The sequence below is a fragment of the Stenotrophomonas sp. YJH_SMC_106-19 genome (assembly GCF_059368375.1).
The window spans coordinates 556,329-579,257 of the sequence record NZ_JCAFRQ010000002.1; the positions used below are offsets into that span (position 1 = coordinate 556,329).

The 22,929-nt window shown below is 67.4% G+C and carries 20 protein-coding genes; 11 read left to right on the forward strand and 9 right to left on the reverse strand.

The features are described from left to right. The first annotated feature begins 32 nt into the window (after nt 1-32). From msuE to AC5P5M_RS10190, 8 genes are all read left to right on the forward strand, one after another. Nucleotides 33-614 (forward strand): FMN reductase, encoded by a 582-nt coding sequence (gene msuE / locus AC5P5M_RS10155; RefSeq protein ID WP_053517566.1) that lies wholly within the window; start codon nt 33-35, stop codon nt 612-614. A 159-nt stretch (nt 615-773) separates the two neighbouring features. Then, entirely contained in the window at nt 774-1,136 is a 363-nt protein-coding gene (locus AC5P5M_RS10160) for a DUF3088 family protein (protein ID WP_053517565.1), read from the forward strand. 14 nt (nt 1,137-1,150) lie between these two features. Then, the gene (locus AC5P5M_RS10165) at nt 1,151-2,146 is read left to right on the forward strand and encodes an LLM class flavin-dependent oxidoreductase (RefSeq protein ID WP_053517564.1); all 996 of its coding nucleotides are present in this window, start codon (nt 1,151-1,153) and stop codon (nt 2,144-2,146) included. Between the two features lie 18 nt (nt 2,147-2,164). Further along, nucleotides 2,165-3,508, forward strand: a complete 1,344-nt coding sequence (locus AC5P5M_RS10170) for an LLM class flavin-dependent oxidoreductase (protein ID WP_053517562.1) — start codon at nt 2,165-2,167, stop codon at nt 3,506-3,508. Between the two features lie 4 nt (nt 3,509-3,512). Continuing rightward, nucleotides 3,513-4,727, forward strand: a complete 1,215-nt coding sequence (locus AC5P5M_RS10175) for a M20 aminoacylase family protein (protein WP_495205820.1) — start codon at nt 3,513-3,515, stop codon at nt 4,725-4,727. Further along, complete coding sequence (locus tag AC5P5M_RS10180) at nt 4,724-5,284, forward strand: GNAT family N-acetyltransferase (RefSeq protein WP_495205821.1); 561 nt, start codon at nt 4,724-4,726, stop codon at nt 5,282-5,284. The genes AC5P5M_RS10175 and AC5P5M_RS10180 overlap by 4 nt, the downstream gene beginning before the upstream one ends. Continuing rightward, nucleotides 5,281-7,011, forward strand: coding sequence for an amino acid ABC transporter permease/ATP-binding protein (locus AC5P5M_RS10185; RefSeq protein WP_495205822.1), 1,731 nt, complete (start codon nt 5,281-5,283; stop codon nt 7,009-7,011). Before AC5P5M_RS10180 ends, AC5P5M_RS10185 begins: the two co-directional genes overlap by 4 nt. A 16-nt stretch (nt 7,012-7,027) precedes the next feature. Further along, on the forward strand, nt 7,028-8,002 hold the full coding sequence (locus tag AC5P5M_RS10190) for an ABC transporter substrate-binding protein (protein ID WP_495205823.1): 975 nt from the start codon (nt 7,028-7,030) through the stop codon (nt 8,000-8,002). A 59-nt stretch (nt 8,003-8,061) separates the two neighbouring features. Here the strand turns inward: AC5P5M_RS10190 and AC5P5M_RS10195 are convergent, their stop codons facing one another. Further along, the gene (locus tag AC5P5M_RS10195; protein WP_495205824.1) at nt 8,062-11,178 is read right to left on the reverse strand and encodes a galactose-binding domain-containing protein; all 3,117 of its coding nucleotides are present in this window, start codon (nt 11,176-11,178) and stop codon (nt 8,062-8,064) included. A gap of 197 nt (nt 11,179-11,375) precedes the next feature. Next, nucleotides 11,376-12,455, reverse strand: a complete 1,080-nt coding sequence (locus AC5P5M_RS10200; protein ID WP_495205825.1) for an MBL fold metallo-hydrolase — start codon at nt 12,453-12,455, stop codon at nt 11,376-11,378. 102 nt (nt 12,456-12,557) lie between these two features. Here AC5P5M_RS10200 and AC5P5M_RS10205 point away from each other — a divergent pair, with 102 nt between their 5' ends. Together AC5P5M_RS10205 and AC5P5M_RS10210 are read left to right on the forward strand one after the other, a co-directional pair. Then, complete coding sequence (locus tag AC5P5M_RS10205; RefSeq protein ID WP_065175563.1) at nt 12,558-13,169, forward strand: TetR/AcrR family transcriptional regulator; 612 nt, start codon at nt 12,558-12,560, stop codon at nt 13,167-13,169. A gap of 124 nt (nt 13,170-13,293) precedes the next feature. Further along, nucleotides 13,294-14,322, forward strand: coding sequence for an aminoglycoside phosphotransferase family protein (locus AC5P5M_RS10210; protein WP_053517554.1), 1,029 nt, complete (start codon nt 13,294-13,296; stop codon nt 14,320-14,322). 7 nt (nt 14,323-14,329) lie between these two features. On the opposite strand, the gene AC5P5M_RS10215 is transcribed toward AC5P5M_RS10210, so the two are convergent. The 7 genes from AC5P5M_RS10215 to amaB all read right to left on the reverse strand — a co-directional run bounded on the left by AC5P5M_RS10215 (nt 14,330) and on the right by amaB (nt 20,853). After that, a complete protein-coding gene (locus AC5P5M_RS10215; protein ID WP_065175629.1) occupies nt 14,330-15,217 on the reverse strand; it encodes a DMT family transporter in 888 nt (295 codons plus the stop codon). 32 nt (nt 15,218-15,249) lie between these two features. Next, nucleotides 15,250-16,311, reverse strand: a complete 1,062-nt coding sequence (murB, locus tag AC5P5M_RS10220) for a UDP-N-acetylmuramate dehydrogenase (protein WP_263178003.1) — start codon at nt 16,309-16,311, stop codon at nt 15,250-15,252. 8 nt (nt 16,312-16,319) lie between these two features. Then, a complete protein-coding gene (locus AC5P5M_RS10225) occupies nt 16,320-17,375 on the reverse strand; it encodes a quinone-dependent dihydroorotate dehydrogenase (protein WP_065181373.1) in 1,056 nt (351 codons plus the stop codon). A gap of 8 nt (nt 17,376-17,383) precedes the next feature. Continuing rightward, nucleotides 17,384-18,151 (reverse strand): class I SAM-dependent methyltransferase, encoded by a 768-nt coding sequence (locus AC5P5M_RS10230; RefSeq protein WP_053517550.1) that lies wholly within the window; start codon nt 18,149-18,151, stop codon nt 17,384-17,386. A gap of 5 nt (nt 18,152-18,156) precedes the next feature. After that, nucleotides 18,157-18,441 carry a DUF4190 domain-containing protein gene (locus AC5P5M_RS10235; protein ID WP_053517549.1) on the reverse strand — a complete coding sequence of 95 codons (285 nt, stop codon included), beginning with the start codon at nt 18,439-18,441 and terminating at the stop codon, nt 18,157-18,159. 76 nt (nt 18,442-18,517) lie between these two features. After that, nucleotides 18,518-19,321, reverse strand: a complete 804-nt coding sequence (locus AC5P5M_RS10240) for an SDR family NAD(P)-dependent oxidoreductase (protein ID WP_481526442.1) — start codon at nt 19,319-19,321, stop codon at nt 18,518-18,520. Further along, the gene (amaB, locus tag AC5P5M_RS10245; RefSeq protein WP_065175566.1) at nt 19,321-20,853 is read right to left on the reverse strand and encodes an L-piperidine-6-carboxylate dehydrogenase; all 1,533 of its coding nucleotides are present in this window, start codon (nt 20,851-20,853) and stop codon (nt 19,321-19,323) included. The genes AC5P5M_RS10240 and amaB overlap by 1 nt, the downstream gene beginning before the upstream one ends. A 484-nt stretch (nt 20,854-21,337) precedes the next feature. Between amaB and AC5P5M_RS10250 the strand changes: the two genes are divergently transcribed. Further along, nucleotides 21,338-22,795, forward strand: a complete 1,458-nt coding sequence (locus AC5P5M_RS10250; protein WP_495205826.1) for an undecaprenyl-phosphate glucose phosphotransferase — start codon at nt 21,338-21,340, stop codon at nt 22,793-22,795. The last annotated feature ends 134 nt before the right edge of the window (nt 22,796-22,929 follow it).

Genomic DNA, 22,929 nt, shown 5'->3' on the forward strand with positions numbered 1-22,929 from the left:
GGCCAGCGTCCGGCGTTACCGAGGAGAGTGGCATGTCATCTGGGTTGAAGATTGTTGCGTTGATCGGTTCGCCAACGGCATCGGTGAATTCGCGCACGCTGTTGCTGGTACGGCACCTGCTGGAGGCGCTGCAGCAGCGCCTGCATGCCAGCGTGACACTGGTGGAGCTGGCGCCGATTGCACGCGCGCTGGGGCAGACGCTGTCGCGCAGCGAGGCCGAGCCCGCGGTGGAACAGGCGCTGGCCACCCTCGAGGATGCCGAGCTGCTGGTGGTGGCCGCACCGGTCCATCGTGGCTCGTACCCGGGGTTGTTCAAGCACCTGGTGGACTTCATCGACCTCGAGGCGCTGGTGGACACCCCTGTGCTGCTGGCGGCCACCGGGGGCAGCGAGCGGCATGCGCTGGTGATCGACCATCAGCTGCGACCTTTGTTCAGCTTCCTGCAGGCGCATACGTTGCCCATCGGCGTGTACGCCACACCAGCCGATTTCGATGGCGAGCAGATCAACAGCGCGGCGTTGCAGGCGCGCATCCAGTTGGCTGCCGAGCGCGCTGCCGGGCATCTGCTGCCGCATGCCGCCAGCGGGCCGGCGCCCCTGCGCCGCATCGCCTGAGCTGCCCATAACGGCCAGCAGTCTGCTTATTGCCAACCTGCATCTGCGTGGCCGGATCCGACCGGCGATTGTCGCCAGCAGGTACGGGCGCGGCGCACAGCTTCTCTAGCATCGATAGCGAAACGGCACTTCATTGCCGGCCCAGACGAGGACGAACCCGTGGCTGCAGCTGCCTCCCCCAAACCCATTCTGTTCCTGCTTGATCGCGAGTTCGTCGACGGCCAGTTGCCGGGCCAGCGCTTCTTCTGCCGGCACAGCCTGCTGCTGGAAGGCGCGCTGTCCAGCATCGACGGCCTGGATGCACAGCTGGACGTGCGCCGCATCGGCTTCGCGCGGCCACGCCGCGAGGTGATCGCGGCGGTGGGCGAGCAGGACCAGTCGCTGCCGAAGCTGGTGCTGCCGCAGGGCGTGCGCAGCGAACACGCCAACGGTGCCTACCAGGACCGGCAGTACGTGACCGGTGCCGAGCCGATCCTGGCCGCACTCAATGGCCTGCTTGGCATTCCTGTGGCCCACCCCTGAGCGAGGACGCGGACATGAGCTACCTCATCAGCGTGCTGGACAAGAGCCCGGTGGCCGAAGGCGCAGGCGCCGAGCAGGCGCTGCGCAACAGCCTGCAGCTGGCCCAGCGTGCCGAACAGCTGGGCTACCACCGCTACTGGTTTGCCGAGCATCACGCCGCACCGACCCTGGCCAGTCCGGCGCCGGAGGTGCTGGCGGCATGGGTGCTGGCACAGACCCGGCGCATCCGCATCGGCAGCGGTGGCGTGATGCTGCGCCACTATGCGCCGTACAAGGTGGCCGAGAACTTCAACCTGCTGGCGGCGCTGGCGCCCGGACGCGTCGACCTGGGGGTGGGCAAGGCACCCGGTGGCCTGCCGGCGTCCACCGCAGCGCTGGCCGCGGGGCGGCCGGCCTTCGCCGATTTCGATCAGCAGCTGCGCGATCTGGAAGGATTCCTGTCCGGCTCGCTGGCCGAAGATCATGCGCATGCCAATGCGCAGGCGCGGCCGGTGCCGCAGGTGGCGGCCGAGCGTTTCCTGCTGGGCGCCAGCCCGCAGAGCGCACGGCAGGCGGCGGAGCTGGGCTGGCGCTTCGTCTATGCCGCCCATTTCGACGGCGACCCGAAGCACATCGAAGCGGCGTTCGAGGCCTATCGCGCCGTATCCACGCAGCCGCCGTTGCTGGCCACCGTCGCTTTCGCGGCGCCCACCAGCGAGGCGGCGGCGCGCCATGTCGGCGCATTGCGTGTCTACAAGCTGCACCTCGGCCCGGGGCAGACGGTGAACCTGCCCAGCCCGGACGCCGCGGCCGAGTATGCCCGCCAGGTGGGCGTGACCGACTTCCGTATCGAAGAGACGCGGCCCAGCGTGCTGTCGGGCGACGCGCAGCAGGTGCGCGGGGAACTGGACGCACTGCACCGCCGCTTCGGCGTGGGCGAATTCATCCTCGATGCGCCGGTGGCCGACCTCGACGCACGCCTGGCATCCCTTGAACTGCTGTCGCCCGCGCCACGCGCGGCGGTGGCCTGACCTGCAGGAGCGATACCCATGAGCAAGACACCGCGCCCCATCCCGTTCGGCATCATGCTGCAGGGACCGGGCAGCCACATGCATGCGTGGAAGCATCCGTCCAACCCGGCCGATGCCAGCGTGAACCTGGACTTCTACATCGACATCGCGCGCACGGCCGAAGACAACGGCATCGCGTTCGGCTTCGTTGCCGATGGGCTGTACATCAACGAGAAATCGATCCCGCACTTCCTCAACCGCTTCGAGCCGATCTCGCTGTTGTCCGCGCTGGCCACGGCGACGAAGAAGATCGGCCTGGCCGGCACGCTGTCCACCTCCTACAGCGATCCGTTCACCGTGGCCCGGCAGTTCGCCTCGCTGGACCTGATCAGCGGTGGGCGCGCCGGCTGGAACGTGGTGACCTCGCCGCTGGAAGGATCGGGCCGCAATTACGGCCGCCCGCATCCGGAACATGCGCTGCGCTACCAGATCGCCGACGAATACCTGGAGGTGGTGCAGGGCCTGTGGGATTCATGGGACGACGATGCCTTCATCCGCGACCGCGAACAGGGCACCTTCTTCGCCGCCGACAAGTTCCGCCGCCTCGACCACAAGGGCCGCTTCTTCCAGGTCGAAGGCCCACTGAACATCCAGCGCTCGGCGCAGGGCCAGCCGGTGATCTTCCAGGCGGGCTCGTCCGACGACGGCATCGCGCTGGCCGGCAAGTATGCCGATGCGGTATTCACCCACTCGCCCTCGCTGGAAGAAACCCGTGCCTTCACCCAGAAGGTGAAGAATTCGGCCATCGCCCACGGGCGCAGCGGCAATGACGTGAAGATCTTTCCGGGCATCGGGCCGATTGTCGGCCACACCGCCGAGGAGGCCGAAGCCAAGTACCAGGCGATTGCCGCACTCGCAGGCCTGGACGATGCGCTGGCCTACCTCGGGCGCTTCTTCGACCATCACGATTTCACCCAGTACGATCCCGACGCGCCGTTCCCCGAGCTGGGCGAGATCGGCAGCAATTCGTTCCGCTCCACCACCGATCGCATCAAGCAGGACGCCCGCGAGCAGGGCTTGAGCCTGCGCCAGGTCGCGTTGCAGGCGGTGAGCCCGCGGCCCAACTTCATCGGTACACCCGAGCACGTGGCCGACGAGTTGATCCGCTGGTTCGAGGCGGGCGCCAGCGATGGCTTCATTCTCGGGTTTGCGGCGCAGCGCGAGGGGCTGGACGATTTCGTGACCCTGGTACTGCCGATCCTGCAGGCGCGCGGGTATCACCAGCGCGAGCTGGAAGGGAAGACGCTGCGCGACCACCTGGGCCTGCCCTACAAGGCCAGCCGTCATTCGACGGCCGCCGAACCGGCGCGGAAGGTGGGGTGAGGCGATGAACGTACTGCGCCGGGCATCGTTGACTGTGGCGCCCACCGGGCCGACGGGCGTGCTGCCTGAAATAGCCGCACGCGCCGATGAGGCCATCGCCATCCGCCACGACCTGCATCGACACCCGGAGCTCGCCTTCGAGGAGCATCGCACCAGCGCATGCGTAGCCGAACTCCTGCAGCAGTGGGGCTATACGGTGACCACGGGCGTCGGTGGAACCGGTGTGGTCGGAACGCTGCAGCGGGGTCAGGGCAGCCGAAGGCTCGGGCTTCGCGCCGACATCGATGCGCTGCCGATCCAAGAGGCGTCCGGGCTGCCCTATGCCAGCCAGAACGAAGGACGGATGCACGCCTGCGGTCATGATGGCCACACTGCGATCCTGCTGTCGGCGGCGCATTACCTGGCCCGGCACGGGCGCATCGATGGCACCCTGCAACTGGTGTTCCAGCCGGCGGAAGAAACCGGCTCCGGTGCGTCAAGGATGCTCGCCGACGGTCTGTTCGAGCGCTTTCCGGTGGATGCGATCTACGGACTGCACAACTGGCCGGGTGTGCCGGTGGGGCACTTCGGCTTCGTCGACGGACCGGCGATGGCATCGGTGGACTGGGCACGGTTGAGGGTGATCGGCAAGGGCGGGCATGGTGCGGAACCACAGGGAAGCGTGGATCCCATCCTCGCCGCCGCGCACATCGTCACCGCACTGCAGAGTGTGGTGTCGCGCAATGTGGACCCGCGGCAGATGGGCGTGGTGACGGTCGGTTCGATCCACGGTGGGCAGGCGGCCAACGTGATTCCCGATGTGGTGGAGCTGACCCTGACCGTACGCGCCTATCTGCCCGACGTTCGCGACACGCTGCGCCGTCGCGTGACCGAGCTTGCCGAGCAGACCGCCGCCGCGTTCGGGGCGCGCGCCGAGATCGAGTTCCCGCGTGGCTTCCCGAGCGTGATCAACCATCCGCAGCAGACCGCCTATATCCGTGAGGTGGCGCTGCAGGGATTCGGCGCAGGGCAGGTGCTGGATGCCTTCGCGCCGCGCACCGCCAGCGAGGACTTCGCCTTCCTGCTGCAGGCCCGGCCCGGAAGCTTCGTGTTCGTCGGCAACGGTGACAGTGCGCCGCTGCACAGCCCGCGCTACGTGTTCAACGATGCGGCCATCGCCCCTGCCGCCAGCCTCTGGGCGCGGCTGGCCGAACACTATCTGGTGGAGGACGCAGCATGAGTACGGCACCATTCGAGGAGCGCTTCCTCTACACATCGGTGGACGATCCACTGGCGCGGCCGCTGTTCGATGGTCTCGAACAGGAGTACGACAGTCGTTACGCCGATGTGCGGCGACGCATCGGTGGCAGTGCGCGCGAGGAGCTGCAACGCTACCCGGCGCAGGCATTCGCTGCGCCGGTGGGAGCGTTCGTGCTGCTGCTGCGTGAGGGCGTGGCCATTTCCGGCGGCGCGTTCATGCCTCACCGCGACCCGGATACGGCCGAGTTCAAGCGCATCTGGACACTGCCTGGCCTGCGCCGCCAGGGCATCGCCCGGCGGGTACTGCAGGAGCTTGAAGACCAGGCCGCACGCCAGGGCTATCGCCGCGTGTACCTGACCACCGGCTTCCGTCAGCCTGAGGCGGTCGGCCTGTACCTGAGCCATGGCTACACCGCACTGTTCGATCTGTCTGCCGACCCGGAATCGATCGCCCATCTGCCGTTCGAGAAGCAGCTGCGGGCACCGGCGCGTCCGCCGGCATCAAGCACTGCCGCCGTGCAGGGAGTCCAAGCATGAGTACGCCGTCCACCGCGATCGAGGGTCTGGCCGTGCGTCCGGCACCGGCATTGAAGATCGTGCCGGCGCGGCATCCGCTGCAGGCGTTCGGCACGGTCCTGGCGCTGGCGTTGATCCTGATCGGGCTGCAGTCGGTACTCGGCAATCCACGTTGGGGCTGGGGCACCTTCGCCGAGTGGTTCTTCGCCCGCCCGGTGCTGGAAGGGCTGGGTCGCACGCTGTTGCTGACCGCGCTCGGCACCGGCCTGGGCTTCGCGCTGGGCACGCTGCTGGCGCTGGCACGGGTATCCGGCTCGCCGTTGCTGTCGGCGGTATCGTGGGGCTACGTCTGGTTGTTCCGTTCGATTCCACTGCTGGTGCTGTTGCTGCTGCTGAACAATCTGGGCTATCTGTACAGCACGATCGAACTGGGCATTCCGTTCACCGGCATCAGCCTGTTCTCGTATCCCACCACCCAGCTGATCGGTGTGTTCACGGCTGCGGTGCTGGGCCTGACACTGAACCAGGCGGCGTTCTCGGCCGAGGTGATCCGCGGTGGCATCCTCTCGGTCGATCACGGCCAGTATGAAGCAGCGGCCGCGCTGGGCCTGCCGCGCGGCCGCCAGGTGCGGCGCATCATCCTGCCGCAGGCGATGCGCTCGATCCTGCCGGCCGCCTTCAACGATGTGATCGGCCTGGCCAAGAGCACGTCGGTGGTCTACGTGCTGGCGTTGCCGGAGCTGTTCTACACCGTGCAGGTGATCTACCGCCGCAACCTGGAGGTGGTGCCACTGCTGATGGTGGCCACGGTCTGGTACCTGGTGATCCTGACCGTGCTGTCGCTGCTGCAGCGGCGCGTGGAGCAGCGCTTCGCGCGTGGCCAGCTGCAGCGTGAGCGCAGCGTGTCGCGGGTATCCTCGCCCGCGCCGCGTGCGGCATCGCCGGTTGCGGTGCGGCCGCGCATCGCGAGCGCGGCCGAGGCCGGACAGGGAGCGCCGATATCGCTGCACGGTGTCGGCAAGGCGTTCGACGGGCAGCCGGTACTGGAGGACATCACCCTGGAACTGCGCGGCGGCAGCGTAACGGTGCTGATCGGCCCGTCCGGTGCCGGCAAGTCGACGCTGCTGCGGCTGATCAACCACCTGGAGCGCGCCGACACCGGCTTCGTCAGCGTCGGTGGCCAGCTGATCGGCTATCGCCGTGACGGCGACACCCTGTACGAGCTGCCGGAGCGCGAGATCCGCCGCCGTCGTGCCGAGGTGGGCATGGTGTTCCAGGGCTTCAACCTGTTCCCGCACCTGACCGCGCTGGAGAACATCATCGAGGCGCCGATGGCGGTGCGCGGTGTGCCGCGTACGCAGGCCGAACAGCAGGCGCGCGTGCTGCTGGAGCGCGTCGGCCTGGCGGACAGGGCCGATGCGTTCCCGCGCCAGCTGTCAGGTGGCCAGCAGCAGCGCATCGCCATCGCCCGTGCACTGGCCCTGCAGCCGAAGGTGCTGCTGTTCGATGAGCCGACGTCGGCGCTGGACCCGGAACTGGTGGCCGAAGTGCTCAGTGTGATCGAAGAGCTCGCCCGTTCCGGCACCACGCTGGTGATCGTCACCCACGAACTCGGCTTCGCCCGCCGCGTTGCCGATCACGTGGTGATGATGGACCAGGGCCGGGTGATCGAGCAGGGCACGCCCGAGGCCATATTTGAACACCCGCGCCAGCAGCGCACCGCCGATTTTCTCGCCAAGACCCTCTGATCCGGATGTGACCCCCATGAGTCCTGCAACGTCCCGTCGTCCCTCGAGCAGCACCCTGCTGGTCATCGCTGTGCTGGTCATCGGCATTGCCGGCATCGTCTATTCCCGTGCACGGCAGGGACCGGAGGCCGTGCCCGCAGCGACCAGCAGCCTGGCCGGTGCCGGCGCGCCAGCGCTGCGGGGGACCGTGGATCCGAAAGCGCAGGCGCTGGTTCCGGCGGACTTCCGCTTCGTGACGCCGGGCACGTTGACCGTCGCGACGCATCCCGGTCAGTTGCCGCTGGCCGACTATGGTGCCGACAGCAAGGAAGTGATCGGCATCGAGCCGGATATCGCACGGCTGGTGGCCGATGCGCTGGGCCTGAAGTTGGTGGTGGTGCCGGTCGCCTGGGCCGACTGGCCGCTGGGACTGGAGTCGGGCAAGTACGACGCAGTGTTGTCCAACGTAACCGTGACCGAAGAGCGCAAGAAGAAGTTCGACTTCTCCAGCTACCGTTATGACCTGCTCGGCATCTATACGCGCACCGACGGGCCCATCCAGAAGATCGAGAAGCCGGCCGATGTCGCTGGCCTGAAGGTGGTGGTCGGTGCCAGCACCAACCAGGACCAGATCCTGCGGCAGTGGGATGCACAGAACATCGCGGCCGGGCTGGAGCCGGTGCAATACCAGTACTTCGATGATTCGGTGGTCGGCCGCCTGGCCGTGATCACCGGCCGGGCCGATGTGTCGTTCGAACCCAACGCCACCGGCGCGTACTCCGCGCGCGATGGCAAGGTGCGGCGCGTTGGCCTGTTTCCGGGCGGTTGGCCGAACGCTGCTGCGATCTCGGTCACCACGCGGAAGGGCAGCGGCCTGGCCGATGCGGTGACCCAGGCGCTCAATACCCAGATCGGCAGCGGCACCTACGCACAGGCACTGGCGCGCTGGAACGTGACCGAGGAAGCCGTGCCGCAGTCGCAGACCAACCCGCCGGGCTTGCCGGATCTCTGACGCCGGGCATGCCCCGGCATCAAGGCTGCTTCTGTAGAGCCGAGCCATGCTCGGCTGCTCTACCAACGCGCCTCCAGCGTCCTGAACGGCTTCGCCAACCGCACACCCTCGGCATCGAAGTCGGAAACGCTACGGCCGTCCACGCGCACCTGCTTCGGTGCCGTGCGCGTGGGCCACCAGACCTTGACGGCCGTGGCGCTGCGCAGCCCTTCGCCGAGCGTCACGGTCAGCGTACCGTCGCGTTGCTGTGCCTGCATCCGCAGCGTGCCGTACGCCGTCGGCAGGCGCTCCACCGCAAGGCCATCGCCGGCCAGCCAGGAGGGCGGCGTGCCCGGCAGCAGTGACAGGGCATCGTCGTCCTCGCGCATCAGCATCCCGAACAGGGTGCGGCCGTATTCGGCACCGATCCAGGTGTGCGGCATGTCGCCCAGGTAGCGCGGAAAACGCAGCCGTGAGTGCACGACTTCGGCCAGCACCTGCCATTGCAGCGGGCGACGGTCGCGCAGCAGGCCCTGCAGCAGTTCGTCGGCCGCTGCGGGCTGGCCCAGATGCACATAGCTCAGGACGTTGCGGATTTCATAAGGGGTGTACGCATACAGCGCACCGGGCTGGTTGCGCTTGCGGACGTCGTCAAGATAGCGGGCAAAGGTGGTGCGCAGCGCATCAGCCGGCAGCACGCTCTGCGCACCGGTGGGATCCAGCGCGATGGAGACGCCGGTCGGGTCGCCATCGCCAAGATCGGCGGAGGAGGGAATGAAATCGATGCCTTTCCACGCCATCGTCGCGCGGATCGAAGCGTGCAGTGCGTCATACAGCGCCTTGTACTGCCCGCGTGCCCAGGTGGCGGTGGCGTGGTCGCCGAGTGATTCAGCCAGCCATGCGCCGTCATGCCAGCCCTTCAGGCCCCAGTAGTCGTCCCAGTAGCTGTGGGTGGGAGAGGGATAGCCCTCGTGGCTGATCGACGGTGCCAGGATGCCGGCAAAGCGTTCCGGCGCCGGTTGATCGGCCTTGTAACCGGGTACCAGCGTGCGCTCACGCAGTTCCTGCAGGAAGCGCAGCGCGGCCTTCACTTTCGGCAGGTATGCACGCACGGACTCGGGGCCACCGTCGAGGCGCGCGACATCGGCCACCAACGCGACGTACTGCCCCTGGCTGTCGTACTCGATGTCCGATCCGAAGCCGGTGTTGACGCTGCCATCGTCATTGAGGATCGGCGACACCAGGCCGTTGGCATGTACCCCGTGTTCGCTGTACCACGCCAGGTAGTCGCGCGCGACCTTGGCTTCGCCCATCCGCAGCAGTACCGCCGAGGTGGCCATGCCGTCGCGGATGAAGGAGCGGTTGTAGTTGCGTGGGCCGGGTTGCATGGCCGGGCCGGTCTGGTTGATCAGCATATACGCGGCCTGGGCACGCAGCATGTCGACCAGCGACGGATCGGGCAGGCGCAGGCCGACCTGGCCCAATCGTGCCTGCCAGTCCGCGGAGGCTTCGGCGGCCAGCGTCTCGAAGCCGGCATCGGCATCGCCTGGCAGGCGCGCGAGGTCCAGTGCCGGTGGCTCCGGAAGTACACCCTTGGCGTCGGCCGCCGCCGTACCCAGCGGGAAGGCGACGACCACGGATTGGCTGGCGCCGGGCGCCAGTGTGATCCGGTAGTCCAGCGCCGCCGCCGCCAGCCCACGCGCATCGGTGGCCTGGCGTGCGCCGGGCAACCGGCCCGACGCGATGGCGGAGGTGATCTCGGTTTCGCCGTTCGGGCCGAACGGTGCCGCGCCGGAGGCGCTGACCGCCGACAGCGAGTGCAGCAGGGTACGACCATTGACGCGCACGCTCTGGCCGTCGATGGCCACGTCGCGGATCGGCGACAGGCCACCGTTCTGCCACGGCGGGTTCATCTGCATCGGCCGCACCACCAGGCTCAGCATACCCTCGACCGGCGTGGTACCGGTATTGCGCAGTCGATGCCGGAGGAAGGTGACGGGCTGGCCGTCGCGTTCGATCGCGAACGCTTCGCTGCGCAGTTCCAGACCGGGCTGCGGCGACCAGGCGGCCGAGGGCATCGGCTTCCAGCCGTCGCGCAGGGCATGCTGCACGGTCTGTTCCGCGGCACCGGCGGCACGCCCATCGGCATTGCGCCAGATCGGCTGCACCAGCGGTGCGCCCTTGAATGCCTCGATGTTGCCGTATTCGTCGAAGATCGACTTCTGCCGTCCGGCATGCACGCCCACGGCCGTCCAGTACGTCTGCTGCATCTGCAACGACGCCGGGAACAAGCCACGCTGCGCGCCGCTGGCGGCGATCTGGTACTGCTTCATCGGCGTCATCACGGCCTTTGGGCCGAGCAGGCGCAGGCGCGTGACCTGTGGCGAGGGCCCGTCGACGATGAGCCGCAGGGCACGCACATCGTGCACCGTATCGCTGGCCAACCAACTCTGGGCATGGCTGGCGGCCTGCGTGTCCTGCGCCAGCGGCTGCCAGCGCCCCTGCGCATCCTGGGCCTGCAGGCGTGCGGCGCCACGCTGGCCCGCCCACTCCACCGCCAGGCCGGTGCCCGGCTGAGCGCGCGGCAGGGTGATTTCAAGCACATGGCTGCCCTTGCCATCGGTAGGGAGGGCGACGCCGCTACCGCCTTGCCACAACGCGGCTGCCTGTGCGCTGTCGAGTCCGTGCACGCGTGCACTGAGCGTGGCGTCCAAGGGTTCCATCTCGAAGATGGAGACCCCCCAGTCCGACGTGCGCTGGGGACTGGCCAGCCTCAGATAGCGCGCCTGGCGCGGTTCGAAGTACAGCGTCTCCACATCGCCCAGCGAGTCGGCCATGGTGTATGCGGTCTGCCACTGCCGGCCGTCCATCGAGGTCTGCAGCGTGTAACCCTCGGGATTGGAGACGTCCCAGGTCAGGCGTGCACCGCCGAGCAGGGCCGGTGCGCCCAGATCGATCTGGAACCAGTGTCCGGGGCTGAAGGCGCCGCCGGTGACCGTCTTCGGGTCGTTGTCGATCAGATGGCCGATGGCCATCGCCGGGACCTGCTGTGATGAGCTGCTGGCCTGCCACTGGCTGCGCGGTGGCAGTGTCTGCGCCTGCGCGGCGGAGGCCATCACGGCCAGCGGCAGCAGAGCGCGCGCGACGTAGCGCAGGCATGCCCAGGAGGGGCGGAAGCGATCAGCACGCAGCGTCATGTCGACAGCCTTGGAGGTTCGGCCAGGATCGGGCAGGCGCTACGCTAGCAGGGGGTGTAATCGTTTACATGACGCGCTGCAATAGGGGAGAGTGCGGACGCGTGGCGCGACGCCCTGCAAGGCGTCGCGACAGCCATCGTCCGCAACGTCACTGCCTGCACGAACCGGCGCCCCGTGACAGCAGCGCCCAGGCAAGCTCAGCGCAGCGCCACCTGTTCCCACCAGCGCGTGCCTGCCTGCGGCGCCTGCATGTCCAGCGCCTCGCCCATCATCGGCGTGGCGATCGGCACATCGTGCGCGGCTGCCAGCGCGGTGATGCGCTCGAAGGGCTGTTGCCAGTCATGCAGGGCCAGGTCAAAGGTGCCGTTGTGGATCGGCAGCAGCCACTTGCCGCGCAGGTCCAGGTGGGCCTGCAGCGTCTGCTCCGGCTGCATGTGCACGAATGCCCAGCGCGGATCGTATGCGCCGGTTTCGATCATGGTCAGATCGAACGGGCCGTACTTCTCGCCGATGGCCTTGAAGCCATCGAAGTAGCCGGTGTCACCACTGAAGAAGATGCGGAAGTCGCCGTCCTGGATGACCCACGAGGCCCACAGGCTGCGGTCGCTGTCGCCCAGGCCGCGGCCGGAGAAGTGCTGGCCGGGTGTGGCGGTCAGGCGCAGGCCATCGGCTTCGGCCGATTGCCACCAGTCCAGCTGTTCGACCTTGTCCGCGTCCACGCCCCAGGCGATCAACTGATCACCCACACCCAGCGGCGCGATGAAGCGCGCGGTCTTGCCCGCCAGCTGCATCACCGCAGCGTGATCCAGGTGGTCGTAATGGTTGTGCGAGAGGATCACGCCGGCGATCGGCGGCAGCTGTTCGATGCTGATCGGCGGGGCGTGGAAGCGCGCAGGGCCCATCCACTGCACCGGTGACGCCCGTTCGGAGAAGACCGGGTCGGTCAACCAGTACTGGCCGCGCAGCTTCAGCAGGATCGTCGAGTGCCCCAGCCGGAACAGGCTGCGATCCGGCGCGGCTTCCAGCGCGGCACGATCCAGCGCCTGCACCGGTATGGCGCCCGCGGGTACGGTCCCCTTCGGCTTGTTGAACAGGAAGGTCCACCAGATCTCCAGCCCGTTGCGCAGGCCCATCGCCGGCCGCGGCAGTACGTTGTGGAACTTGCCCTCGCGGTATTGCGGGGAGTCGGGGAAGTCGGGGAGGGACCAGGACTTGCAGAAGGTGTAGGCGGTCACGGCGAGGATTCCAAGCAGGAGGACAAGGAGCAGGCGCTTCATGGGTGACGTCCGCAGGGTACACTGCACAGTGTAGTTTCCTGCTGCGGAAAAGTATACTCATCGGTGTAAAATGGGGTATCCGTTCAGTTATCTGGTGTCGCCATGTCCCGTCCGCCGCAGCGCCTGACCGACCGCAAACGCGAGGCCATCGTGCGCGCGGCGGTGGAGGAATTCCGCACGGCCGGCTATGAAGCCACCAGCATGGACCGGATCGCGGCAGCGGCCGGTGTATCCAAACGCACGGTCTACAACCACTTCCCCAGCAAGGAAGAATTGTTCTCGCTGATTCTGGAGGAACTCTGGGAACGCAGCATGGCCGGCGTCGAGCTGCCCTACCGTGCGGAGCAGCCACTGGAGCCGCAGCTGCTCGCGTTGCTGGAGCAGAAGCTGGAACTGCTGGGTGATGCCAATTTCATCGACCTGGCCCGCGTTGCCATGGCGGAGATCATCCATTCACCCGAACGTGCGCAGGCAATCGTCTGTCGCATGGGCGAGAAGGAGAGTGGGGAAAGCGCCTGGATCCGTGCAGCGATCGCCGATGGCCGGCTGCGTGCGGTCGATCCCGAATTCGCCGCCCATCAGCTGCATGGACTGGTGAAGAGTTTCGCCTTCTGGCCGCAGGTAACGATGGGGCAGGCGCCGCTGGGGGCCGACGAGCGCGCGCGGGTGGCGGCATCGGCGGTCGCCATGTTCCTGGGCCACTACGCGCGCTGACGCCGTGGCAACCGCGTCGGCATGGCTCGCCCGGCTCGCAAGCACAGTGCTGTGACGGACATGTCTGTGCCGTCGATGCGCCATCTGCGATAGTGACGTCGGGTATCAATGCACGATTGCTTCCATGTCATCCGCTTCGGCGCGCCATATCGGCGAAGTCCTGCAACAGTCCTATGGCATCACCACCGCCGCCGTGGTGCCTCGCCCGGTTGGCGCAGACGCCAATGCCAGCGTTTACCGCATCGACGCGCGACGCGGTCAGTGGTGGTTGAAATGCCGCACCTACCAGGTGCAACCGGCGGTCTGGGACACGCTGCATTGGCTGCGGGGCACCCTGGGCATCGAGGAGATCGTGGCGCCCTGGCCGGCGTTGACCGGCGGCGCGTCGGTCCAGCGCTGGGGCCTGCAGTTCACGCTGTTTCCCTACATCGAGGGCCAGTCCGGTTTCGAGGCGCCGCTCAGCCATGCGCAGTGGCTGCGCCTGGGCAACGTGCTGCGCCGGCTGCATGACGCTGAGGTGCCCGAATCGCTGCAACGCGCGCTGCCGACCCTGCGCCTTGAAGCGGATGCGTTGACCACCGTTGGGCGCTGGCTGCAGCCGGGCGATGCCTTGCCGGTCGCGCAGGATCGGTTGGGCAGCGCGTTCCTGGCCGTCTGGGAGCTGCGCCGCGAACGCATTGCCGAGGTCCACCGCCGCGCGTCGGAACTGCACGATGAACTGCGCGACGAACGGCCGCCGCTGCGGTTGTGCCATACCGACCTGCATGCGGGAAACCTGCTGATGGGTAACGAGGGCAACCTGCACCTGATTGATTGGGATGGCCTGTCCCTGGCGCCGCGCGAGCGGGATCTGATGTTCCCCGGCGCGGCGGTGGGTGGACGCTGGGGGCGCGAACGTCCGCTCGGTTTCGTGGAAGGGTATGGCCCGGACCTGGGGGACCCACGCTGGATCGCCTGGTACCGGCATTGGCGGATCCTGCAGGACCTGATCGAGTTCGAACAGGTGCTGCTGGGGGGCGACGCGCTGGAGCGCTCGCCGCAGCTGCGCCGTCAGTCGCTGCACTACCTGGGCGAACAGTTCGCGCCGGGCAATGTGTTCGACGCAGCCGAACGCGCGTATCGCGCGCTGGATGCGTCGCCGCTGCAGCGTTGACGGTGGATCATTCGGCGGGCTTGGCCGCCGCTGACGCCGCCGCCGTCGCCGCCCGCCGCGACAGCACGGCCTCGCGGTGGGCGATGTAAGCGTTGGCGGCCAGAATGATGCCCGCACCGACGATGGTCCAGCGGTCCACGGTCTCGTTGAACAGCAGCCACCCGCACAGGGTCACCAGCGGCAGCTGCAGGAAGCTGATCGGCGTCAGCGCCGACACTTCTCCCAGGCGCAGCGCGCGCGTCCACAGCAGCTGGCCGACCGTGCCCATCACGCCGGTGACCAGCAGCCACAGCCAGGCCACGCCACTGGGCCAGACCCAGACAAACACTGCCGGAACCAGCGAAAGCGGCACCCAGAAGACGTAGGTATAGAGCACTACGGTATCGGCGCTGTCCACGCGGGTGAGCTGCTTGATCTGGATGGCCACCAGTGAACTCAGCACCGCAGCGGCGACGGCGACCAGGCTGCCAGCGGTGAAGCCGGTGGTGCCCGGCCGCACGATCACCAGCACACCGATGAAACCGACCACCACTGCGGCCCAGCGGCGCACACGCACGGTTTCGCCCAACCACAGCACGGCGGCGATGGTGACGAACAACGGTGTGGAGTACGAGAGCGATACCGCCTGCGCCAGTGGGAGATGGCCCAACGCCCAGAACGCGCACAGCATCGAACCCAGGCCGATCGCGCTACGCACGAAATAGCGTGGCAGCTGCTGGGTCTTCAGCGGCGCATGGCCCGGCCGCAGCAGCATCGGCAGCAGTGCCAGCAGGCCGAACGCGTTGCGGAAGAAGGCGACCTCCTGGGTCGGTACGTAACGGGTGGCGTAACGGATCGCCACCGCCATCATGCCGAACGCCAGGGTGCTGCCGAGCATCAGCAGCGCCGCCCGCATCGGGGTGGCGCCGGTGGAAAGGGCGGGGGTGTTCACCACTGTGCGCCGAGCAGGCGGGGCTCCGGTTCGATCGGTACGCCGAATTTCTCCAGCACCGACGCGGAAATGCGCCGCGCCAGCGCAAGCAGCTCGGCCCCGGTGGCGTTGCCATGGTTGACCAGGACCAGCGCATGGCTGGCAGCAACGCCTGCATCGCCCTCACGGAAGCCCTTCCAGCCGCAGGCCTCGATCATCCACGCTGCGGAGACCTTGCGCCGGTCCTCACGATCGGCCGGGAACACCGGCAGGTCCGGGAAATGCTGCAGCAGCACGTCGACCTGCTCCAGGGGCAGGACCGGATTCTTGAAGAAACTGCCGGCATTGCCCAGCACCTCCGGATCGGGCAGCTTGCGGCGGCGGATCGCGATGACTGCGTTGGCCACGTCCACGGCACTGGGCAGCTCCACGCCCTGCGCCTGCAGTTCTTCGCGGATGCCGGCATAGTCCATGCGCAGGTCGTGCAGCAAGGGCAGCTTCAGCTCGATGGCGGTGATCAGGTAGCGGTCTGCCTGCTGCTTGAACACGCTGTCGCGGTAGGCGAAGCCACACTGTTCGTTGTCCAGCCGCACCCAGGCCTGCTCGTGGCAGTCCCAGGCTTCCACTGCCTGGATGAACTCGCCGACCTGTGCGCCATAGGCGCCGATGTTCTGGATCGGCGCTGCACCGGCCGTGCCTGGAATCAGGGCCAGGTTCTCCAGCCCGGACAGGCCTTCCTGCAGCGACCACATCACCAGGCCGTGCCAGGGCACGCCGGCACCGGCGCGGATGACCGCATGATCGGCGCGATGCTCCAGGAAACTGATGTCGCGGTTGCCGAACACCAGCACGGTGCCAGGCACATCGTCGGCGATCAGCACATTGCTGCCGCTGCCCAGCACCAGCAGCGGTCCGCCGGAAACCTCCGGCAGCGCCAGCACGTCCGGCAACAGCGATGCGTCATGCAGCTCCAGCAGCTGCGCGGCATTGGCACGCACGTGGAAGGTGTTCAGCGCCTGCAGCGGCGCGTTCCGGGTCAGTGTCCAGCGCAGCGGCGCGGCGGTGTCGAGTCCATCCATGGGGGCGCTCACAGCGGCGCCACCGCGCCACGGCTGGGCGCTTCGCGGCGGCGGCGGATCGCCTCCACGCATTCCGATACCAGCGCCGGCCCGCGGAAGATCAGGCCGCTGTAGCACTGCACCAGCGAGGCGCCCGCCGCCATCTTGGCCACTGCGTCGGCGCCGGACAGGATGCCGCCGACACCGACCAGCGGCACCGACTCGGGCAGGCGCGAGCGCAGCCGCCGCAGGACCAGGGTGGACTGTTCCAGGACCGGGGCACCGGACAGACCGCCGGCTTCGTTCGCCAGCGGATCGCCGGCCACCTTGCTGTGGTCGATCGTGGTGTTGGTCGCGATCACGCCGTCCACCTGCAGCTCGCCGAGCACGCGCGCAGCAGCGTCGATGTCGCGCTCGCTGAGGTCAGGCGCCACCTTCACCAGCATCGGTACGCGCCGGCCGTGCCGCGCGGCCAGGTCTTCCTGGCGATCACGCAGCTGGCTGACCAGCTGGCGCAGTGCGGTTTCCTCCTGCAGCTCGCGCAGGCCGGCGGTGTTGGGCGAGGAGATGTTGACGGTGATGTAGTCAGCCAGCGGGTACACCTTGTCGAGGCAGGCCACATAGTCGTCGACGGCCTGCTCGTTGGGGGTGTCCTTGTTCTTGCCGATGTTGATGCCGAGCAGGCCGCGACGGTTGCGCGCGCGCTCGACATTGCGCACCAGTGCATCCACGCCTGCGTTGTTGAAGCCCATGCGATTGATGATGGCGTTGTGCGCCGGCAGCCGGAACAGCCGCGGCGTCGGGTTGCCCGCCTGTGGCCGCGGCGTGATCGTGCCGATCTCGACGAAGCCGAAACCCAGCGCGAACAGCGCATCGATGTGCTCGCCATTCTTGTCCAGGCCGGCCGCCAGGCCGACCGGATTGGGGAATGTCAGCCCGAACACGGTGCTCGGCAGCGGCGCGATGCGTGCGGCCAGCAGCGGCGTGGTGCCGGTGCGATAGGCCACGTCCAATGCGGACAGGCCGAGGCCGTGGGCGCGCTCGGCGTCGAGCGAGAACAGGAAGGGGCGGGCAAGCGAATACATGCGTCGGTTCAGTCCAGCGTGCCGAGGAAGGCTCGGGTTCGATATTCAAAGGCGACCTGACCGTTGACCGCGTGGGCCGCGAACAGATCCTGCAGTGCCGCCAGCATCGGCGCATGGCGCGGATGCCCGGGCTGTGGCGCATAGGAGGACGACAGCAGGCGGCCGCGCAGGGCGTCCAGATCCAGGTGCTGCACGTTCGGCAGTTCCACCTGGCCGCGCAACCCGGCGCCAAACCATGCCTGCATCGTGGCGTCATCCTGGTAGCGTTCGGCCACGGCGGAATAGTCCGTGCCGTAATCGAGCAGCAGCTGCTCATAGCCAACCAGGAACGGGCTGGCATCGAGCAGGCGTGAGTTCCAGTAGATCAGCGCCAGTCCGCCGGGGCGCAGGATGCGCTGCCATTCAACACGGACGGCGTCGGTGTCGAACCAGTGGAAGGCCTGCGCGGCACTGACCAGATCGACGCTGTGCTCTGCCAGGCCGGTGGCCTCGGCACGCCCATCGACGGCCTGGAACAACGGATATGCAGCCAGCCAGCCTTCGGCGGCGGCGCGCATGGCGGCGTTGGGTTCGACCGCGACCACAGGATGGCCGGTGTCGAGGAACAGACGGCTGGAAATGCCGGTACCGGCGCCGATGTCGGCCACCCGTGCATCGTGGTCCACGCCCATCGGTCCATGCAGCCATTCCATCAACGCCGGCGGGTAGTCAGGCCGATAACGGACATAATCGGCGACGCGGCTGCTGAAGCGTTCGGTGCTGTCGGAGGAGGTCATGGCGTTCAGTTCGACAGTGCGGCGAGCCAAGCCAGGCCACCGAAGAAGAGGATGAAGGCCAGGACTGCCGCCAGGGCGGCTGCCACCATCACCCAGCCCAGCACCAGCCCGGTGACGGCCAGGCCATCGCCTTCGAGTTCATGCGGGCGGCGGCGGATCTCGGCGCGGGCCATGTGGCCGGTGACGATGGCGACGATGCTGGCCACGAAGGGCAGGACAGTCCAGGCGGCAATGCCCATGACCAGGCTGACCACGGCCAGGGCGCTTGTCTGTCGGGGTGCCACGCTCATCGGGTCCTCCTTGCAGTACGCACATGATAGTGCCTCCGTCCGGGCAATCCCATGGGCAGTGCCCGGCCCGAGCGGTTCAGCCCATCAGTACCTGGCCACCATCGACGTTAAGCACGTGACCGGTGATCCAGCGCGCCAGCGGCGAGCACAGGAACAGCGCGGCATCGGCAATCTCGCGCGGTTGGCCGAAGCGGCCGAACGGAATTCTTGCCAGGGTGCCGTGATACAGCGCCGGGTCGCTGGTTTTGCGCCGGTCCCACAGACCGTCGGCAAACTCGATGGAGCCGGGGGCGATGGCGTTGACCCGGATCCGGTCCGGCGCCAGTGCTAGCGCCTGCGACGTGGTGTAGTGCGAAAGAGCGGCCTTGGCAGCCGCATAGGGAGCGCCCCCCGGCCGGGGTTGCTGCGCGGCGATCGAGGAGAGATTGAGGATGCAGGCGTCGCTCGATTCGCGCAGCCAGGGCAGGGCGAGCCGCGAGGCCCGCACCGCGGCCATCAGGTCGACCTGCAGGCTGGCGGCCCAGCCGTCTTCATCGTCTGCCATGCCGTAACCGGTGGCATTGTTGACCAGCACGTCGATGCCGCCCAGGGACGCTGCGGCCGCATGCAGCCAGGCGTCGATCTGGCCGGGGTCGGCCAGGTCGGCGGCAAAGGCGTGCAGTGATGCCCCCTGGGCCGCTGCGTCGGCCAGCAAGGTGTCGAGCCCCGCCTGACCTCGTGCGCAGACCGAGACATGGGCGCCGGCCGCAGCGAAGGCCAGGGCCATCTCACGGCCGATGCCTTTGCTGCCGCCGGCAACCAGCACCCGGCGGCCGCTGAAGTCGAGGATTGGAGCCCCCGCCGGGGCCCCACTCTCGGCGACGTCCGGGCCGGGATGCATCACAGGTCGAACTTGATGCCCTGGGCCAGCGGCAGCGAATCGGAGTAGTTGATGGTGTTGGTCTGCCGGCGCATGTAGACCTTCCATGCGTCCGAGCCCGACTCGCGGCCACCACCGGTGTCCTTCTCGCCACCGAACGCGCCACCGATCTCCGCACCGGAGGTGCCGATGTTGATGTTGGCGATGCCGCAATCCGAGCCCGCAGCCGACAGGAAGCGTTCGGCGGTCTTCAGATTCTGGGTGAAGATCGACGAGGACAGGCCCTGCGGTACCCCGTTCTGCATGTCGATGGCTTCGTCGATGCTGTCGTAGGGCATCACGTACAGGATTGGCGCGAAGGTCTCGTGCTGGACCACGGCATCACTGTTCTTCAGGCCGCTGACAATGGCCGGCAGCACGAAGTTGCCGGCGCGGTCGATGCGGGTGCCGCCGGTCTCGATGGTGCCGCCGGCGGCCTTGGCCTGGGCAATGGCGTCGAGGAACTGCTGCACGGCACCTTCGCTGTTCAGCGGACCCATCAGGTTGGCGGCATCGGTCGGGTCGCCGATCTTGCCTTCCACCTGCTTGTACGCCTTGACCAGCGTGGCCAGCACGTCGGCGTAGATCGAGCGGTGCACGATCAGGCGGCGGGTGGTGGTGCAGCGCTGGCCGGCCGTACCGACGGCGCCGAACACGATCCCCGGCACAGCCAGCTTCAGGTCGGCGGTCTCGTCGAGGATGATGGCATTGTTGCCACCCAGTTCCAGCAGGCAGCGGCCCAGGCGGCGCGCCACCTTTTCATTGACGGTGCGGCCGACCTGGGTGGAGCCGGTGAAGCTGATCAGCGGCACGCGACGATCATCAACCAGCTTTTCCGACAGTGCGGTGCCGGCATCGTTGACCAGGTAGAAGATGTCCGGGAAGCCGGCTTCGCGCAGCGCGTCGTTGCAGATCTTCATCGAGGCGATGGCGGTCAGCGGCGTCTTGTTGGACGGCTTCCAGATGCACACGTCGCCGCAGATCGCCGCCAGGAATGCATTCCAGCTCCACACCGCGACCGGGAAGTTGAAGGCTGAAATGATGCCGACCAGGCCCAGCGGGTGGTACTGCTCGTACATGCGGTGGCCGGGGCGCTCCGAGTGCATCGTGTAGCCATACAGCATGCGGCTCTGGCCGACGGCGAAGTCGGCGATGTCGATCATCTCCTGCACCTCGCCATCGCCTTCCGGCTTGCTCTTGCCCATCTCCAGGGCAACCAGCGAGCCCAGCGCGTCCTTGTGCCTGCGCAGCGCCTCGCCGCACAGGCGCACGGCTTCGCCACGGCGCGGGGCAGGGGTGGTGCGCCACTGCTTGAACGCTTCCTGGGCGCGGGCGATCACCGTTTCGTATTCAGTCTCGGTGGTCGCACGCACCTGTGCGATCGGCTCGCCCGTGGTCGGGTTGACCGGGGTGATCAGCTCACCGCTGGCAGCGCTCGACCACTCCCCGTTGCCCAGGTACGTGCCAGCGTTGATCGCGTCCAGGCCAAGGGACTTGAGCAGCTCGGAAGACATGCAGACTCCTGTGTTTCGTTACGTTGTTTGGCGTCATCGCGGGCGGGTGGGGGGCGATGAACAGAACCGCCGATGGTAGCAGAGGGCGATGAGCGGCCTTGGTGCAGTGCAGGGTGCCAGGCCTGGCGGACGTGCTGGGACGGGACGTCCCGGGGGCGCCAATCGGGTTGATCCTTCGGGGCGTGATGGGATGATTCCGTGCATCAAACGTCAATTTCTGGACGCTGTCGGACGTAGTGCGAATCATTTTGACGCATTTTGAAATATTAAAAAATAGGAATAGTTCTAATGACTTAGGGTGGGTCGGGCGGGTGAATGGGGGCGCGACGGGCTGCCGCTTCCTACCAATTGCCTTTCACATCATCCACAATCACGTTCGACTTATTGACGCAATTCCGTCTGTTCGCACCGGCTTGGGGAGGCCTGGTATGCGACAGCCATCACAATTGTAGTGCTGGATCGGAAAACAGCTTGGAGAAGTGCAGTGCTACATGGATCGGTAGATGACCTCCCCGCAGAGCGTGCCGACGCCGGCCGCCGCCGGGTCGAAGCCCGGGCGGCCCTGGAACTGGGGCTTCGCCTCGGAGACCTGTTGCTCCTGCCCGGCATGGCTGCCTTGGCCCACGTCGTGTGCTACGGGACGGCGGCGCCCAACCAGTCCCAGCGCATCGTCTTCGGTGCGGTGATTCTCAGCGCCATCGTCTGCTTCTCCATCGCACCGGTCTACCGCAACTGGCGCCTGCGTGGCCTGCTGGCCGACCTCTGGCTGCTGCTGCTGGCCTGGTCCGGAAGCTTCGCCCTGTTCTCCCTGTATGCCGTGCTGGTGGGGCTGGCCGATGCCGTTCCGTCGCGCTGGCTGGTGGGCTGGTACATCGGCGGTCTGGCCTCGATGGTCGGCCTGCGCGTACTGCTGCGTGTCCAGCTGCATCGGTTGCGTTCGCGGGGACTGGATCACGAGCGGATCCTGCTGGTCGGCCTCCGGGCGCCGGCGCTCAGGCTGCATCGCCTGCTGCGCGGCAAGCCGGAGATGGGCAAGGAAGTGATCGGCTACTTCACCAGCAAGGGCGACATTGCCACCCGGCGTGGCGGCGATGCCCCGCAGCGCCTGGGCGCACTGGATGATGTGCCGCGCTACCTGGATGCGCACCGGGGGGAGTTCGACCAGGTCTGGGTGTCCCTGCCGCTGGGAGATACCGCACCCATCCGTGACATGCTCAAGCAGATCGAGCGGTTCCCGGTGCCGATCCGCCTGATTCCCGATACCACGGGCCTGGGAGCACTGAACCCGGGCGTGCACCAGGTGGGCGATGTGCCGATGATCGGCGTGCGCCAGGGCCTGGTGGACCACAATTTCCGCCTGTTCAAGCGCATCGAGGACATCCTCGTGGCCGGCGTGGCGGTCGTCCTGCTGGCGCCGCTGTTCGTGGTGCTGGCGATCGGCGTGAAGCTCAGTTCACCTGGCCCGATCCTGTTCCGCCAGCGCCGCCACGGCCTGGGCGGGAAGGAGTTCTGGATGCTGAAGTTCCGCTCCATGCGCGTGCATGAGGAAGGGACGGGGCAGATCACGCAGGCGACCCGGGGCGACCCGCGGGTGACCCGGTTCGGTGCCTTCCTGCGGCGCAGCAGCCTGGATGAGCTGCCCCAGTTCTTCAACGTGCTGGGCGGCAGCATGTCGGTGGTGGGCCCCCGTCCGCATGCGATCCAGCACAACAATCACTATGAACGGGTGATCGAACGCTACATGCACCGCCATTACGTCAAGCCGGGCATCACCGGCTGGGCGCAGGTGCACGGGCTGCGGGGCGAGACGCCGGAACTGCGGTCGATGAAGAAGCGCGTGCAGTACGACATCGACTACATCCGTCGCTGGAGCCCGGTGCTTGATGTGCGAATCATCATGCTGACGGCGTTCAAGGTTCTTGGTCAGAAGTCGGCCTATTGACAGTCGGACGCTGGAACTGAGACGTAATTCCATGAATTTCATGGCTATTTTCTCGCCAACAGCGGTGCTGTAGGGTACTCTGTGCAGCTGTCAGTGCTCCGTCTGCTCGGCGGGTGGGCCTGCGTGGAATGCCA